Origin of the sequence: Pseudobutyrivibrio sp. LB2011, from assembly GCF_000701765.1 — a bacterium.
Lineage (GTDB): Bacteria > Bacillota > Clostridia > Lachnospirales > Lachnospiraceae > Pseudobutyrivibrio > Pseudobutyrivibrio ruminis.
Map to the genome: position 1 here is coordinate 152,328 of NZ_JNJS01000004.1, position 17,442 is coordinate 169,769.

Sequence of the window (17,442 nt, forward strand, 5' to 3'; positions counted from 1 at the left end):
TATGAGCGAATTTAACAATTTAAAGCTTGAAGTTGCTGATGAGATTGCGGTACTTACTATCTCTCGTCCAGCAGCACTTAATGCACTTAACAGCGAGACTCTTGATGAGCTTGATGTTGCATTAACAGAAATCGAAGCAAGAGACGATGTAAAGGTTCTTATCCTTACAGGCGGTCCTGATAAGAAGGATAACCCATACAAGTCATTTGTTGCTGGAGCAGACATCTCTGAGATGGTTAACTTCACAGCAGCTGAGGCACGTGCATTTGGTATGAAGGCTTCAGTTCCATTCTTTAAGCTTATGAATATGAGACAGGTTACAATCGCTGCTGTTAACGGCTTTGCACTTGGCGGTGGTTGCGAAATCTCTATGGCTTGCGATATCCGTATCGCTGCTGACAATGCTACATTTGGTCAGCCAGAGACAGGCCTTGGAATTATCCCAGGTTTCGGTGGCACACAGAGACTTGCTCGTCTTGTTGGTATGGGACGCGCTAAGGAGCTTATCTTCACTTGCGATTCAATCGATGCAAACGAGGCATACAGAATTGGTCTTGTAAACAAGGTTGTTGCTAAGGAAGAGCTTATGAACACAGCTAAGGAAATGGCTAAGAAGATTGCTTCAAAGGGAAGCTATGCTGTTTCTATTGCAAAGGCTGCAATCAACAATGGTTACGACATGGACATCAAGAATGCAGTTGAGATGGAGGCTAACCTCTTCGGTATTACATGCTCTACACACGACAAGGCAGAGGGCATGGGTGCATTCCTTGAGAGACGTGCTGCAAATCTTACAGATTTCTAATAAAATTAATTGATTTTTTACCACCCTTGCAAAAAGGGTGGTTTTTTTGGTTTTGCTTGTAAAATAGGGCATAAACAGTTATCATAATTAAGATTAGGTTAATTATATAATTTAGGAGATATTATGGGTAACGATTACATGTTTGAAGATGAAAATGAACAGTCATCACAGCAGAATACAAACAACCAAAATAACAATCAGTACAATAATCAATTTAATAATCAATACAACAATCCAAACTACGGATATAATCAGCAGGCATACTATTATCAGCAGCCTCCTAAAAAGGCAGATAATGGCTTAGCTATAGCATCACTGGTGTTAGGCATCATTGCTTTGCTGTTATTCTTATCATTCTTTAATATTTTATTAGCTTTGGTTTCAATAGTTCTTGGTTGCATTTATTTATCACAGGCAAAAGGACAAAAAGGAAACCAGGGTCTTGCAATTGCAGGTATCGTCACATCAATCATAAGCATTGTTCTTTGCTGTGTTTGCTACGTAGTTATTATTGCAAACATTGCAAACATCTATGACGCAAGCGAAGATATTCTTCAGTACTACGAAGAGTACGATGAAGATTACTTAGACAATTATCTTGATGATAATCAAATCTTAGAGGACGAGCTTCATTCATTAGATGAGGATGATACATTATAATTTTGGTTAGAGGTGCTTTTAGCACTTTTTGGCATATTTAAATAAGAGAAGGGATATCTGACGAGAAAGGATATCCTCTAGAAAGGAATTACTTTTATATGTACAACAAGGTAGACGCAAGCCTGAACTTCGTTGAAAGGGAGAAGCAGGTAGAAAAGTTCTGGAAGGAAAATGATATCTTCCAGAAATCAATGGATTCAAGAAAAGAAGGAGAGACATACACATTCTATGATGGCCCTCCAACAGCAAACGGTAAGCCTCACATTGGGCATGTTGAGACTCGTGCAATCAAGGACATGATTCCTAGATATCAGACTATGAAGGGCAAGTTCGTTCCTCGTAAGGCTGGTTGGGATACACATGGTCTTCCAGTTGAGCTTGAAGTTGAAAAGCTTCTTGGCCTCAATGGAAAAGAACAGATCGAAGAATACGGTATGGAGCCTTTCATTAAAAAATGTAAGGAGTCTGTATGGAAATATAAAGGAATGTGGGAGGATTTCTCTGGCACAGTAGGTTTCTGGGCAGATATGGACAATCCTTATATCACATATGATGACAATTTCATCGAGTCAGAGTGGTGGGCGCTCAAGACTATTTGGGACAAGAAGCTCCTTTACAAGGGCTTTAAAATCGTTCCATATTGCCCACGTTGTGGTACTCCACTTTCTGCACAGGAAGTTGCACAGGGATACAAGACAGTTAAGGAACGTTCAGCAATCGTTCGTTTCAAAATCGTAGGTGAGGATGCTTACTTCCTTGCTTGGACAACAACACCTTGGACACTTCCATCAAACCTTGCACTTTGCGTTAACCCAGATGAGACATACATCCGCGTAAAGGCAGCTGATGGATATACATATATTCTTGCTGAAGCACTTGCAGACAAAGTATTGGGCAAGCTTGCTGAAGAAGGCGAAAAGGCATACGAAGTACTTGAGACATATAAGGGTACAGACCTTGAGTACAAAGAGTACGAGCCACTTTTCGAGTGCGCTGGCGTTGCAGCTACAAAGCAGCATAAAAAGGCACACTTCGTTACATGTGATACATACGTTACTATGTCAGATGGTACTGGTATCGTACATATCGCTCCTGCATTTGGTGAGGATGATGCAAAGGTTGGACGTAAATACGACCTTCCATTCGTTCAGTTCGTAGATGGTAAGGGTGAGCTTACAGCTGAGACACCATATGCTGGTCAGTTCGTTAAGGATGCAGATCCTAACGTACTTAAGGATCTTGATGCTGAAGGCAAGCTTTTTGAAGCACCAAAGTTTGAGCATGAGTATCCACACTGCTGGAGATGCGATACTCCACTTATCTACTATGCTAGAGAGTCATGGTTCATCAAGATGACAGAAGTTAAGGATGACCTGATTAAGAATAATAACACTGTAAACTGGATTCCAGATTCAATCGGTAAGGGACGTTTCGGCGATTGGCTTGAGAACGTTCAGGACTGGGGTATCTCTCGTAACCGTTACTGGGGAACTCCACTCAACATCTGGGAGTGTCCAGACTGTGGCAAGCAGATTTCAATCGGTAGCCGCAAGGAATTGGCAGAGCTTTCAGGACGTGCTGACGCAGAGACAATTGAGCTTCACCGTCCATACATCGACGAGGTTACATGCACATGTCCTGAGTGTAAGGGCACAATGAAGCGTGTACCAGAAGTTATCGACTGCTGGTTCGATTCAGGTGCTATGCCATTTGCTCAGCACCATTATCCATTTGAGAACAAAGAGGTATTTGAGCAGCAGTTCCCAGCTAAGTTTATTTCTGAGGCTGTTGACCAGACACGTGGATGGTTCTACTCACTTATGGCAGAATCAACACTCCTTTTCAATAAGGCACCATATGAGAACGTTATCGTACTTGGTCACGTTCAGGATGAAAACGGACAGAAGATGTCTAAGTCTAAGGGCAATGCTGTTGATCCATTTGACGCACTTGAGAAAATGGGAGCAGATGCAATCAGATGGTACTTCTACACATCTTCAGCACCATGGATTCCAAAGAGATTTGGTGAGAATGCGGTTATGGAGGGCCAGAGAAAGTTCCTTGGAACACTTTGGAATACATACGCTTTCTATATCTTATATGCAAACATTGATGAGTTTGATCCTACAAAGTACGAGCTTGATTTCAGCAAGCTTGCAGTTATGGATAAGTGGATTCTTTCTCGTCTCAACTCAGCAATCAAGGCTGTTGATGACAACCTTGGTTCATACAAGATTCCAGAGGCAGCTAGAGCTCTTGATGAGTTCGTAGATGACTTATCTAACTGGTATGTTCGTCGTTGCCGTGATAGATTCTGGGCAAAGGGCATGGAGCAGGACAAGATCAATGCTTACATGACACTTTACACATGCTTAAAGGATATCTCACTTGCAGCAGCACCTATGATTCCTTTCATGACAGAAGAAATCTATCAGAACATGGTTCGCTCAGTAGACAAGACTGCACCAGAGTCAATCCACCTTTGCGACTTCCCAACTGTTAATGAATCATTCATTGACAAGAAGCTTGAGGAGGATATGGATGAGCTCTTAAAGATCGTAGTTCACGGTCGTGCATGTAGAAATACAGCCAACATCAAGAACCGTCAGCCAATCGGTCAGATGTACATCAAGGCTGAGCATGAGCTTGATGAAATGTACGTTAGCATCATCGAGGATGAGCTTAATGTCAAGAAAGCTACATTCACAGAGGATGTTTCAGCATTCACATCATACTCATTCAAGCCACAGCTTCGTACAGTAGGACCTAAGTATGGTAAGTTCTTGGGTGGCATCCAGAAGGCACTTTCATCACTTGATGGAAACGCAGCATATGCAGAGCTTAAGGCAAATGGGGTTATTAAATTGCCTGAGGTTGATGCATCTATCGAGCTTGCAGAGGAAGACTTACTTATCTCTATGGCTCAGACAGAAGGCTTCGTAGCAGATGGAGACAACTACGTAACAGTAGTTCTTGATACAAACCTTACAGAAGAGCTTCTTGAGGAAGGCTTTGTTCGTGAAATCGTTTCAAAGATTCAGACAATGCGTAAGGAAGCTGATTTCGAAGTTATGGACCGCATCACAGTAGCGTATGCCGGAACACCAAAGGCTAACGAAATCTTCGCTAAGAACAAAGAGCTTATTGCAGGTGAGGTTCTCGCTGATGAAATCGCAGAGGGTTCAGAAGGCTCCCTCGTTAAAGAGTGGAACATCAACGGTGAGAAAGTAACCTTAGCCGTAACACGTAAGTAATTCGTATACTAAAGATAGCTCGTAGGTAACGAGCGAGCCATTAGGAGGGGTTTTGAGATATGAAGAGACAGATGCCAAGCACAAGAGAGATTGAGCAGGAGATAGTAGGCCGCGTCAAGACTATGTTCCGTAAGGACTTTGAGATGGCAACTAAGGAGGAGATTTATAGAGCTTGCGCCGAAGTTGTCAACGACGTGGTAATTGATAACTGGCTCACTACTCAAAAATCATTTGTGCAGCAGGATCCAAAGTGCGTATATTACATGTCTATGGAGTTTCTGATTGGTCGACTTCTTGGAAACAACATGATTAATATGCGTGGATATACAGAGGTTATGGATGCCCTGGATGAATTAGGGGTTGATATAAACGAAGTGGAGGACCAGGAGCCAGATCCAGCCCTTGGAAATGGTGGTCTTGGTAGACTTGCAGCATGCTTCCTTGACTCTCTTGCGACTTTACAGTACCCAGCTTATGGCTGCGGTATTAGATATCACTATGGTATGTTCAAGCAGAAAATCGAGGATGGCTATCAGCAGGAAGTTCCAGATAATTGGCTTCAGACTAGATACCCATTTGAGCTTCAGCGTACCGAGTATGAATTTGAAGTTAGATTTGGCGGATGGGTTCGCTATGATAGTCAGCCAGATGGCACAACAAAGTATATTCATGAGGGATATAATGCTGTAATAGCAACACCTTATGATTTACCTGTCACTGGTTTTGATAATGGTATGGTTAACACTCTTATGATTTGGGATGCCAAACCAAAGGAAGTGTTCAGACTTGACTCATTTGAAAAGGGTGACTACAGCAGAGCGGTTGAGGATATGAACCTTGCAAGAAACCTTACTGAGGTTCTTTATCCAAACGACAATCATATTCAGGGTAAAGAGCTTCGATTGAAGCAGCAATACTTCTTTGTATCTGCATCTATTCAAAGAGCTCTTGCAAAGTATTTGCGTTATCACAAGGATATCAAGAAGCTTCCTGAAAAGGTTGTATTCCAGATGAATGATACTCACCCAACTCTGACAGTTGCTGAGCTTATGCGTATCCTTATGGATGTACATGGCTTAGGCTGGGATGAGGCGTGGGAGATTACAACACACTGTGTTGCCTACACAAACCACACCATCATGTCAGAGGCTCTTGAAAAATGGCCACAGGATATCTTCAAGAGATTGCTTCCACGTGTCTTTATGATCGTTGAGGAAATCAACCGCAGATTCTGTGATGAAATCAGAGCCAAGTTCCCTGGTGACGAGGAGCGAGTACATCGTATGGCAATCCTTGCAGACGACCAGGTCAAGATGGCTCACATGGCAATCGCCGCAAGCTACAGTGTAAACGGTGTTGCAGCTCTTCATACAGAGATTTTGAAGAACGTATCTCTTCATGATTTCTACGAAATGTATCCTGAGAAATTCAACAACAAGACCAATGGTATTACTCAGCGTCGTTTCTTGATGCACGGCAATTATAAGCTTTCAGATTGGGTAATCAAAAAGATTGGCCGTGGTTGGATTACAGACTTATCTCAGATGAAGAAGTTAGAGAACTTTGTTGATGACAAGAAATCTCTTGATGAGTTTATGGATATCAAGCTCGATAACAAAAAGCGTCTGGCTAAGTATATATTAGAGCATAATGGAATCGAGGTTGATCCTAATTCGATTTTCGATGTTCAGGTTAAGAGATTACATGAATACAAGCGTCAGCTTTTAAATATTCTTCATGTAATGTATCTCTACAATCAGATTAAGGAAAATCCAGAGATGGACTTCTATCCAACTACATTTATCTTTGGTGCTAAGGCTTCTGCAGGTTATGAAAATGCAAAGCTTATCATCAAGCTGATAAACAATGTAGCAGCGGTAATCAACAACGATAAATCAATCGACGACAAAATCAAGGTTGTCTTTATTGAAGATTATCGTGTATCAAATGCTGAATGGATATTTGCAGCAGCAGATGTTTCAGAACAGATTTCTACAGCTTCAAAGGAGGCATCTGGTACTGGAAACATGAAGTTCATGCTTAATGGTGCCGTTACAATCGGTACAATGGATGGCGCAAATGTAGAGATGTACCAGGAGCTTGGCGGAGAGAATATTTACATCTTCGGTATGAGCTCAGATGAGGTAATTGCTCACGAAAAGAATAACGACTACAATCCAGTAGATGTTATGAATGGAAATCATCACATTCAAAAGGTATTGCAGCAGCTTGTAAATGGCAATTACAGTATTGATAATCCGGAATTGTTCCGCCCACTTTACAATTCTCTTTTAAATACACAGTGTACAGCAAAGGCTGATACATACTTTGTATTAAAGGATTTCGCATCTTATTGTGAGACTCATGAAAAGATTCAGGAGGCTTACAAGGATAAATATAAATGGGCAAAGATGGCACTTGAAAACGTAGCTCATGTTGGCAAGTTCTCATCAGATAGAACAATCCAGGAGTATGTAGATGATATTTGGCACTTGGATAAGCTTGATTTGAAATAAGTGCCTAGAAGGAATGTTTACAGACTATGAATGACAAAAGAAAATATATACCTTGGATATTTATTCCATGTATTCTTGCATTTGTTTTGCAGGTTGGAGCCAGCTTATTCGTAATTCAAGCAATCGTTACTTATGTACTTGCTACATTTAATGGCAGTACCTACGAAGATCTTGTTAATGCGCTTGTAGATGCAATGCTATCGGATGGAGCAAATGTTCTTTATATCATATATGCTGTTGCTGGAATCATCATTTTTACATTCGTTCAGAAGAAGATATTTAGTGATGATAAGCAGACTAAGCTATCAGAGGTATCAAAGAATGTTCCAGCTACAATAGCAGGCGTGTTGCTCTTTTGCTTAGGCATGCAATACGTTAGCAACTACCTTACAGCTGCATTAGCTAGTGCATTTCCATCATGGCTTGAGGAATACGAAGAGCTTATGGAGACTGCAGGCCTGGATGACAGCCTTACACTTATTATGGGCATATATGCAGTTATTCTTGCACCAATATGCGAGGAACTTATTTTCAGAGGTGTTACATTTAGCGCAGCTAAAAAGGTTATGCCATATTACCTTGCAATCATTGTACAGGCAATCCTCTTTGGTGCCTTCCATATGAATGCAATCCAAGGCTGCTATGCATTTGTCCTTGGACTTGGAATGGGCTATGTAATGCACTTATACAACAATATATTTGTTACAATTATTATCCATATGATATTTAACTTGATTGGCACCTATGGCTCAGATTTCTTGCCATACGGTGGCGATACAGTTATCGGATTCTTCTTGTGGATGCTGGGTTCCCTTGTTGTTACTTACGTTTCAATAATTCTTCTCAGAAAAGGGGCTTCATCTGTTAAGGAAAAGGAATTTACAGCCGATATATAATTACACGGACGATAATAATCACAGGACCAGGAAGGCACGCCTTCCTGGTTTTTCTATTTACTAGAAACTGTGATAAGGAAAACGGACTTTCCCTTTATAAATTAAGTTTCATTTATAGGAGGAAAGAGCATGGTAATTCAAAATTCCGAGGTCAAAATGGCCGCAAAAAGTACTTTCACTGCATCAACGAAAGTGGAGTATGAGGACACTATCCGGCCGGCAATCAAGCTGGGCAATGTGGTGATGGCAGATGATGGAGAAGGCTTTCTCTCATCTCTAAACTATGAGCTGAACCAGAGTGGGGAAGTTCAGGAAGCAGGAGAGAAAGCTCCTGTAGAGTCAGTGGTTGCAAATATGCAAACCAGAATGCAGACGATGCATTATTTGCTCAGAGCAATCTTGATGAGCAAGATATTTGGCGATAATTCTGAGTTTAAAAACATTCTGCAGGAAATCTTTAAAAGCAATGAGGGATATTATCAAACAACCACAATCAACTACGAATACAGTGAAAGCCAGGAGCTTGCATACTCGGCTGTAGGTACAGCAGTTACTGCAGATGGGAGACATCTGAATTTCAATTATGGGTTTGCAATGTCGGAATCATTCAAGGAGGAGTTTAAATCAGTAGAGGAAAACTTCGTAAGATACATTGATCCGTTGGTGGTTAATCTTAATGATAGCCCAACCAGGGTATCAGATCAGCCTTTCTATTTTGACTTGGATGGAGATGGGGAAAAAGACAATCTTCATCAGTTGGAAGCTGGCTCAGGTTTCCTGGCACTTGATAGAAATGAAGACGGAGAAATCAATGATGGAAAGGAGCTGTTTGGAGCAACGTCAGGAGATGGCTTTAGAGAGCTTGAAATCTTTGATGAGGATTGCAACGGATGGATTGATGAAAATGACAGCATCTTTGAGAAACTAAGAGTTTGGACCATGAATGAAAAAGGAGATATGGAGCTATATACATTAAAGCAGTCTGATGTGGGAGCTATATATCTTGGCCGTGTAGGAACAGATTTTGTGCAGCATGATGATGAACACAAAGCAATGGCTGCTATGCGTGAGACAGGTATCTTTTTACATGAGTCAGACGGACATGCCGGAAGTATTCAGCACGTTGATTTTGCCACCTAATCTGCTATAATTGACCTAAGTATTTTAGGTGGGTTTAATGATATGAAAATATTCGGGGGCAAAAGAAGATTAAAGAGCAACAGTGCACTTGCTATTGCAGCAGGTTGTGCTGTTGCTTTTATGTTTATAGCTACGGTTATCAGTATAGGAATCTATCAGCAACGCATGGATGAAGCCAAGGAATTGCTGGTTGAGGCGGAGTATGAGCAGTACGATTCCTATGTAATTATGATTTCTTCAAATGATTCATCGGACTTTTGGCAGGAAGTCTATAAATCTGCCAAGGAATATGGCGCTGAACAGGGCGTGTATGTGGATATGCTTTCTACCAGTATCGACAAATCATATTCCAAGGCGGAGTATATGGAGATGGCCATCGAATCCAATTGTGACGCCATCTTTTTAGAGGGCGACGATTCCCCAGAGACTGCCGAAATGGTGGCAAAGGCAAAGCATGCAGATATTCCTGTATTCACATTGGAATCGGATATTGATATGGCAAATCGCGTCAGCTATATTGGAGCTAATAGCTATACTATCGCCAGCTTATACGGAGAGTCTTTAATTGAGAATCTCGCAAAGCAAAAGAAGGTAATGGTTTTAGCTGGTAATACAGTCAATCCTACAGAGGCAAGTGCTTTTGTTAATAATATGCAGTCAGCATTGGACGGTCGTGAATTGCCAAATGGAAACTTGGATTTTGAAGTACGTACAGTTGAAAGCAAGGATGCTTTTGCAAATGAAGAGTATATCCAAAATCTCTTTAAGGAAAATGATTTGGCGCCAGTTGTAATCTGTCTTGACCAGGAATCTACAGAAAGCTTTTATCAGGCCATGATTGACTACAACAAGGTTGGTCAGATAATGCTTTTAGGAAGTAATGTTTCACCTACCATTCTTACTGGAATTAAACAGGGGGTAATTCTTAGCACAGTATATGTGGATGCACAGAGCATTGGTGTATCTGCAGCAGAAGCATATATTGAATATAGGGATGCAGGATATGTATCTGATTACATCAGTGTTGACGCAAATGTAATCGATGCCACCAACATCGATGAAGCGATGGAGGAGGCGGAAAATGAGTAAAATAAAACGCAAATCCATCTCCCTCAGACAAAAGATGATTATGTCATTTTGTATTCCTACTGTACTGCTGTTCCTTGTAAACATGATGCTGTACTTGGGAACTGCCCAGATGCTTAATTCTCTGGATGTTATCTACGCCAGCAATAATACGCTAAACGATTTGAGTGAGAGTCTGGACCGTTTACAAAATGCCACAGCAGGCTATCTAAATACCAAAACCAGTGATGCTTTGGAACAGTACTATATCTACGAAGAAGAGTATTCTGATTTGGTAGATAATCTGGATGACAACAAGGATGATAATGAAAACAGAGTCCTTGAAAGAAATATCAAAAACATGTCGGAAAACTATCTGGAGCTTACCAATCAGGCAGTTGAAAGTAAACGTGGTGGTAATGTAGAAAAATATAAGAGTATCTATGAGGAGGCTGCCAGAACATATGGCTACATAGATACCAGCATTACAAACCTCAACAATCAGCAGTTCATCAACAACTCTAAATCCTATGGAGCTATGATGACAGCCCTTCAAACCTTGGAAGAGCTGAATATTTTAACACTTGTAATTATCGGTATTGCCAATTTGTTTTTCGTAGTACTTATCGCATCAACTATTGCAGACCCACTTATAAAGCTGGCTGCCACAGCCAACAGTGTGTCTCAGGGAGACTTCAATGTAGAGCTTCTTCCTGTTAAGAGCAATGATGAGGTTGGCGTAGTAACAAAAGCATTCAACAAAATGGTTGTATCTATAAAGAACTATATCGAAAAGCTTCGTGAATCTATGGAAGTGGAACGAAGGCTTAAAGAAAACGAGCTGATAATGGAAAACCATATTAAGGATGCAGAGCTTCGATACTTGCAGGCGCAGATTAATCCACATTTCTTGTTTAATACTTTGAATGCCGGCGCCCAGCTTGCCATGATGGAGGGGGCAGACAGGACCAGCAATTACATTCAAAGGGTGGCAGATTTCTTTAGATACAACATCAAAAAGAACAAGGATGTTGTGTCTTTGCGGGAGGAAATTGAGCTGGTAGACATCTACATTTACATCATAAATGTAAGATTTGCAGGGGAAATCCAGTTCACCAAGGAGATTGATGAGTCACTTCTCGGGGTAAAGATACCTAGTATGATACTTCAGCCTATTGTTGAAAATAGTATCAACTATGGCCTTAGGAATATTGATTGGACCAAGAAAATCAAGCTTTCTGTGTACGAGCTGGGGGACTATATATGTGTCAGCATTAAAGATAATGGTATTGGAATGACACAGGAAAAGATTGAGCAGGTTTTGGATGGCACATACAAGAGCAATCCTGCTAAATCCACATCCAATGGAGTTGGATTAAACAACTGTATTGAGCGTCTTAACATCTTCTACGAAAGCGAAGATGTATTAGATATTATATCTGAGGGAGAAAAGATGGGAACGGAGACAATTCTTTATCTTCCAAAGAAGGATTATGAGAAGGAACAAATGTAATGTACAAAATAATGTTGGCGGATGACGAGGGAATAGTCATCGATTCATTGAAATTCATAATAGAAAAGGAATTCGGAAGCAAGTGCGATATCCGTACAGCCAAAACCGGTAGACAGGTCATTGAGCTTGCAGAAGAGTATCAGCCGGATATAGCCTTTATGGATATTCAGATGCCTGGCATCAACGGCATCGAAGCTATGCGAGAAATTCGAAAGACCAACAGTCATATCGTATTTATAGTAATGACTGCGTACGACAAATTCGATTATGCCAAGGAAGCTATTTCCCTGGGGGTTTTGGACTACCTAAACAAACCGGTTAGTAGAGATGGAATCATCAACATTCTAAATAAAGCAATGGGGCAAATCGATGGTGAAAGAGCAAAGCGAAGCAACGACCTTCGAGTTAGAGAAAAGCTGGAAACTGTAGTGCCAATTATTGAAAATGGTTTGATTCAGGATTTACTTTTCAAGGAATACTTTAAAGAGGATATTGATAACTACAAGACCTTGCTGGGAATTGATTCGGAATATGGATACATGGCCTGCATGGTATTTGGTAGAGAGATGGTGGGAAACTACATGACCAGTGCTGTAGCAGTTTCCATTCAGGCTCAGAAATCATATCGAGAGATTCACACCATAACCGAGGACTATATAAAGGGAATCATGGGCGCGGTAATGTCTAATAAAATACCAATACTTATTCCAACAGACAGTAGCACATTGCCGTATAATGAAAGAAATAATGTGGTAGAAAGTGCAAGAGCACTATGCCGAAAGCTTTCAGATAGATTCGATATGGATTTTCGAATCGGATTTGGTTCGGTGAAGCCGCTGGATAGAATGGCGGAATCATACGAGGAAGCAAACTCAGTGCTGATTGCAACCACAAGCCATGTAGCCCACGTGGATGATATGCCTGTTGCATGTCAGTACGAGGAAAGTTATCCAATGGATTTGGAAAAGCGTCTGTTTAACGAGATATCCCTTGGAAATGTTAATGAGACGGTGGCATTATCACAGGCGTTCTTTGAGTGGATGGAAGAAAACTACGCAAATGATAATGACAGTGTTCGATTGAAATGCTTGGAGTTCGTTCTTTGGGCGGAGCATCTATCTTATGAAAAGACAGCTCGTGTATACGAGTTTAAAAGCAGGGCAAATTATTTGTCAGAGCTATTGAATCTTGGGGGATTAAACGAAGTAAAGCATTGGTTTATTGAAAAGATGAAGGCTGCTGCTGTTTGGGTGGCAAACAAGCAGGAAGAGCAGTCAATGAGCGTTGTCAATAAAGCAAGGCAATACATAGATGAAAACTATATGAAGGAATTAACTTTAGATGATATATCTCGAATGGTTAATATCAGTTCATATTATTTTTCAAAGGTATTTAAAGAGGAGACAGGTGAGAACTTCATCGACTATCTTACAAAGCTACGTATCGAGGCGGCCAAAAAGCTGCTTAAGACAACTAGCAAGTCCATGAAGGAGATATCAGCGGAGGTAGGATATCCGGATCCAAACTACTTTTCACGTAACTTTAAAAAGTATACTGGAAAGACACCTACAGACTACGCGAAATGTAACTAATAATTATTGGGGTGAATAATAATGAAAGGATATATGAAAAAGATAGTGGTGATGACACTATCCCTTGCGATGCTTTCAGGATGCGCTAGTAGCTCTGCAGATAGCGCAAGTACATCTTCTAATAAAGAAGATGGTATTGAAATTGGTTTGTGTTTTGATTCATTTGTAATCGAGCGCTGGGAGAAGGATAGAGATGTGTTTGTGGATACAGCATCATCTTTAGGGGCGACGGTTAATGTTCAAAATGCAAACGGTGATGTGGATAAACAAATCGAGCAGATTACATATCTGATAGATAAGGGCGTGGATTGTCTGGTAATAATTCCAGTAGATGGTGAAGCCCTAACAGACGTAATCAAAGCCGCAAAGGAAAAGGATATTGCGGTGGTTTGCTACGATAGAATAATTCCAAATGCAGATACGGATCTTTACATATCATTCGACAACAACATGGTAGGCCAAATGCTTGGGGAATCCTTGGCAGATTCTGGAGCTAAGAGTGTAGTAATGATTTGCGGGCCGCTTACTGATGGCAATGTGCCTATGGTAAACGATGGTTTCTATTCAGTCATGAATGAGAACAATATCGAAATTCTGGACACATACTATTGCGAGGGCTGGAAGGCTGAGTTAGGTGGCGCCTATGTTTATGACAATTTGGACACTATCAAGCAGGCGGATGCCATAATGTGTGGCAATGATGATGTGGCTACATCTGTAATCAGAGCTTTGGCTGTATGCCAGCTGGCAGGTGAAAAGCCGGTGGTTGGCCAGGATGCAGATTTACCTGCGTGTCAGCACATTGTTGAGGGAACACAGCTGATGACGGTGTTCAAGCCTGTAAGTAAATTGGCAGAACAGGCAGCGCAGCTTTCTGTGCAGCTTGCCAGTGGAGAGGATATTGATGTGGATTCCACAATAAGTGACGGGCAGTACGACATCCCATATGTAGCTACAGAGCCAGTGGCAGTGACCAGAGACAATATCGATGAAGTGATTATAGACAGTGGATTCCATTCTAAAGAGGACGTTTATATGAATGTTTCTGAGGAATCCGGTGAAAATGAATAGCAAATTTTTGCATGACAAAAAATGACTAGCACAAAAATGTGCTAGTCATTTTTCATTGTGTGAATTAATTTAGACAAAAATGTGAAGAAAGTGACAACCATTTTCAGACATCTTCATGATATCGTATCTATAGTAACAAACAAACCTAAATGAAAGGGAGGTTTTCAAAGAATGAAGAGAAAGTTATTAAGTGTACTTTTGACAGGTGCTCTTGCAGCTTCAATGTTTGTAGGTTGCGGAACTAGCACAGAGACAACAGACACAGGTGCAGCTGGTGGGGATACAGCTACAGAGACAACAGATGATGGTGGTTCTACAGCAGCAACAGGAACAAAGGTTGGTGTTGCAATGCCTACAAAGGATCTCCAGAGATGGAATCAGGATGGTGCTAACATGCAGTCAGAGCTTGAAGCAGCTGGCTACGAAGTAGACCTTCAGTACGCTTCAAACGATGTTCAGACTCAGGTTTCACAGATTGAAAACATGATCAACTCAGGATGTAACGTTCTTGTAGTTGCAGCTATCGAAGGTTCATCACTTGGTGAAGCTATGGATATGGCAGCTGAGAATAACATCCCAGTTATCGCATATGACCGTTTGATTATGAACTCAGATGCAGTTTCATACTATGCAACATTCGATAACTACAAGGTAGGTCAGGTTCAGGGTCAGTACATCATTGATCAGCTTGATCTTGAGAACACATCAGAGACATTCACAATGGAAATCACAGCTGGTGATCCAGGTGATAACAACGCTGGTTTCTTCTATGATGGTGCTATGGATCTTCTTAAGCCATACATCGAGGCTGGTACACTTGTTGTTAAGTCTGGTCAGGTAGATTTCGCAGAAGTTGCTACTCCAGCATGGGCTACAGAAACAGCTCAGTCACGTATGGAGACAATTCTTTCTTCTAACTACGCTAACGAAGATCTTGACGTTTGCCTCTGCTCTAACGATTCTACAGCACTTGGTGTTGAGAACGCACTTGCAGCAAACTACAAGGGTGAATATCCAATCATCACAGGTCAGGATTGCGATATTGAGAACACAAAGAACATGATCGCTGGAAAGCAGTCTATGTCAGTATTCAAGGATACACGTACACTTGCTTCACAGGTTGTTAAGATGGTAGGTCAGATCCTCAGCGGTGAGACAGTTGATGTTAACGATACTGAGACATATGACAATGGTACAGGAGTTATTCCTTCATACCTTTGCGAGCCAGTATTCGCTGATAAGGACAACTACAAAGAGCTTCTTATCGATTCTGGTTACTACACAGAAGATCAGCTTCAGTAATAAAAAAAGTAATGCTTTTAGGGCAGGGCAACCTGCCCTATTTTAGAGAAGAGAATGTTTTTAAGAAAATAAAAGTTATTTTAAGGAGGGAGACTTAAGTGGGAAAAACAATACTTGAGATGAAATCAATCACCAAAGAGTTCCCAGGAGTAAAAGCCCTTGATAACGTAAACTTAAAGGTAGAGGAAGGCGAAATTCATGCTCTTGTAGGCGAGAATGGAGCTGGTAAATCTACTCTTATGAACGTTTTAAGTGGTATTTATCCATTTGGATCTTACACTGGAGACATCGTATACAATGGTGAAGTTTGTCAGTTCCAGAAAATCAAGGATTCTGAGGAAAAAGGAATCGTTATCATTCATCAGGAATTGGCGTTAATCCCTTATATGTCTATAGGTGAGAACATGTTCCTTGGAAATGAACAGGGAAGCAAGGCAGCTATTGATTGGGACAAAACATACGCAGAAGCAGACAAATATTTAAAGATGGTTGGTTTATCAGAAAGCAGCCGTACTTTAATCAAAGATATAGGTGTTGGTAAACAGCAGCTTGTTGAAATTGCAAAGGCATTAGCAAAGAATGCTAAGCTCCTCATTCTTGATGAGCCAACATCATCACTTAACGAAACAGATTCGAGAGCACTTCTTGATTTACTTCTTAAATTCAAGCAGGAAGGAATGACATCTATTATCATTTCTCACAAGCTTAATGAAGTTTCTTATGTAGCAGATAAGATTACTGTTATCCGTGATGGTTCCACAATCGAAACTCTTGATAAGAGTGTAGATGATATTTCAGAAGATAGAATCATTAAAGGCATGGTTGGTCGTGAAATGACAGACCGTTTCCCTAAGCGTCACGGTGTAGAAATCGGTGACATCGCTATGGAAGTAAAGGATTGGACAGTTTACCATCCACAGTTCTCAGAGCGTAAGGTTGTTGATGGAGTATCAATGAATATCCGTAAAGGCGAAGTAGTTGGTATCGCTGGTCTTATGGGTGCTGGACGTACAGAGCTTGCAATGAGTATCTTCGGAAAGGCTTATGGAACTAACATTTCAGGTCAGCTTTTCTTAAACGGTGAAGAAGTTCACTTAAAGAATATCAAGGATGCAATCAAGCACAAGATTGCATACGTAACAGAAGATAGAAAGGGCAACGGACTTGTTCTTACAAATCCAATCAAGATTAATACAACTCTTTCAAATCTTTCATCACTTTGTTCTAGACGCGTTATCGATCAGGATAAAGAATATCAGGTAGCAGAGGAGTACAGAGATAAGCTCAAGACAAAATGTCCTACAGTTGAGCAGAACGTTGGAAACCTTTCAGGTGGTAACCAGCAGAAGGTTCTTCTTGCTAAGTGGATGTTTGCAGATCCAGATGTACTTATCCTTGATGAGCCTACACGTGGTATTGACGTTGGTGCTAAGTACGAAATCTACTGCATCATCAATGATTTGGTTGCAGCAGGAAAATCAGTAATAATGATTTCATCAGAGCTTCCAGAAGTACTTGGTATGTCAGACCGTATATACGTTATGAACGAAGGTAAAATGGTTGGCGAAATGGCAGGGGCAGAAGCTTCACAGGAAAGCATTATGTCTTGCATCTTGAAGTCATAGAAG

General features: G+C 40.9%; 12 protein-coding genes. All 12 read left to right on the forward strand.

Features of this window, described 5'->3' with window-relative positions:
* The first annotated feature begins 1 nt into the window (after position 1).
* The 12 genes from T375_RS08110 to mmsA all read left to right on the forward strand — a co-directional run bounded on the left by T375_RS08110 (position 2) and on the right by mmsA (position 17,439).
* Entirely contained in the window at positions 2 to 805 is an 804-nt protein-coding gene (locus T375_RS08110; RefSeq protein WP_044937166.1) for an enoyl-CoA hydratase-related protein, read from the forward strand.
* Positions 806 to 928: 123 nt separating this feature from the next.
* Positions 929 to 1,465 (forward strand): DUF4190 domain-containing protein, encoded by a 537-nt coding sequence (locus T375_RS13230; RefSeq protein ID WP_049960354.1) that lies wholly within the window; start codon positions 929 to 931, stop codon positions 1,463 to 1,465.
* Between the two features lie 98 nt (positions 1,466 to 1,563).
* A complete protein-coding gene (ileS, locus tag T375_RS08120; protein WP_044937168.1) occupies positions 1,564 to 4,719 on the forward strand; it encodes an isoleucine--tRNA ligase in 3,156 nt (1,051 codons plus the stop codon).
* Between the two features lie 59 nt (positions 4,720 to 4,778).
* Complete coding sequence (locus T375_RS08125) at positions 4,779 to 7,235, forward strand: glycogen/starch/alpha-glucan phosphorylase (protein ID WP_044937171.1); 2,457 nt, start codon at positions 4,779 to 4,781, stop codon at positions 7,233 to 7,235.
* Between the two features lie 26 nt (positions 7,236 to 7,261).
* Positions 7,262 to 8,131, forward strand: coding sequence for a CPBP family intramembrane glutamic endopeptidase (locus tag T375_RS13235; RefSeq protein WP_049960355.1), 870 nt, complete (start codon positions 7,262 to 7,264; stop codon positions 8,129 to 8,131).
* A 129-nt stretch (positions 8,132 to 8,260) separates the two neighbouring features.
* Positions 8,261 to 9,271: a hypothetical protein gene (locus T375_RS13240; protein WP_049960356.1), complete on the forward strand. Its 1,011-nt coding sequence runs from the start codon at positions 8,261 to 8,263 to the stop codon at positions 9,269 to 9,271.
* A gap of 42 nt (positions 9,272 to 9,313) precedes the next feature.
* Entirely contained in the window at positions 9,314 to 10,360 is a 1,047-nt protein-coding gene (locus T375_RS08140) for a sugar ABC transporter substrate-binding protein (RefSeq protein WP_044937173.1), read from the forward strand.
* The gene (locus T375_RS08145) at positions 10,353 to 11,849 is read left to right on the forward strand and encodes a sensor histidine kinase (protein ID WP_044937175.1); all 1,497 of its coding nucleotides are present in this window, start codon (positions 10,353 to 10,355) and stop codon (positions 11,847 to 11,849) included. The genes T375_RS08140 and T375_RS08145 overlap by 8 nt, the downstream gene beginning before the upstream one ends.
* Positions 11,849 to 13,441, forward strand: a complete 1,593-nt coding sequence (locus T375_RS08150) for a response regulator (protein ID WP_044937177.1) — start codon at positions 11,849 to 11,851, stop codon at positions 13,439 to 13,441. The genes T375_RS08145 and T375_RS08150 overlap by 1 nt, the downstream gene beginning before the upstream one ends.
* Before the next feature lie 21 nt (positions 13,442 to 13,462).
* The gene (locus tag T375_RS08155) at positions 13,463 to 14,512 is read left to right on the forward strand and encodes a sugar ABC transporter substrate-binding protein (RefSeq protein ID WP_049960357.1); all 1,050 of its coding nucleotides are present in this window, start codon (positions 13,463 to 13,465) and stop codon (positions 14,510 to 14,512) included.
* Between the two features lie 171 nt (positions 14,513 to 14,683).
* The gene (gene chvE, locus T375_RS08160) at positions 14,684 to 15,814 is read left to right on the forward strand and encodes a multiple monosaccharide ABC transporter substrate-binding protein (RefSeq protein WP_044937179.1); all 1,131 of its coding nucleotides are present in this window, start codon (positions 14,684 to 14,686) and stop codon (positions 15,812 to 15,814) included.
* Positions 15,815 to 15,933: 119 nt separating this feature from the next.
* Complete coding sequence (gene mmsA / locus T375_RS08165; RefSeq protein ID WP_442960135.1) at positions 15,934 to 17,439, forward strand: multiple monosaccharide ABC transporter ATP-binding protein; 1,506 nt, start codon at positions 15,934 to 15,936, stop codon at positions 17,437 to 17,439.
* The last annotated feature ends 3 nt before the right edge of the window (positions 17,440 to 17,442 follow it).

Coding starts and splice junctions, on each gene's coding strand:
- T375_RS08110 (WP_044937166.1), top strand. CDS start 2: ATGAGCGAATTTAACAATTTAAAGCTTGAAGTTGCTGATGAGATTGCG.
- T375_RS13230 (WP_049960354.1), top strand. CDS start 929: ATGGGTAACGATTACATGTTTGAAGATGAAAATGAACAGTCATCACAG.
- ileS (WP_044937168.1), top strand. CDS start 1,564: ATGTACAACAAGGTAGACGCAAGCCTGAACTTCGTTGAAAGGGAGAAG.
- T375_RS08125 (WP_044937171.1), top strand. CDS start 4,779: ATGAAGAGACAGATGCCAAGCACAAGAGAGATTGAGCAGGAGATAGTA.
- T375_RS13235 (WP_049960355.1), top strand. CDS start 7,262: ATGAATGACAAAAGAAAATATATACCTTGGATATTTATTCCATGTATT.
- T375_RS13240 (WP_049960356.1), top strand. CDS start 8,261: ATGGTAATTCAAAATTCCGAGGTCAAAATGGCCGCAAAAAGTACTTTC.
- T375_RS08140 (WP_044937173.1), top strand. CDS start 9,314: ATGAAAATATTCGGGGGCAAAAGAAGATTAAAGAGCAACAGTGCACTT.
- T375_RS08145 (WP_044937175.1), top strand. CDS start 10,353: ATGAGTAAAATAAAACGCAAATCCATCTCCCTCAGACAAAAGATGATT.
- T375_RS08150 (WP_044937177.1), top strand. CDS start 11,849: ATGTACAAAATAATGTTGGCGGATGACGAGGGAATAGTCATCGATTCA.
- T375_RS08155 (WP_049960357.1), top strand. CDS start 13,463: ATGAAAGGATATATGAAAAAGATAGTGGTGATGACACTATCCCTTGCG.
- chvE (WP_044937179.1), top strand. CDS start 14,684: ATGAAGAGAAAGTTATTAAGTGTACTTTTGACAGGTGCTCTTGCAGCT.
- mmsA (WP_442960135.1), top strand. CDS start 15,934: ATGAAATCAATCACCAAAGAGTTCCCAGGAGTAAAAGCCCTTGATAAC.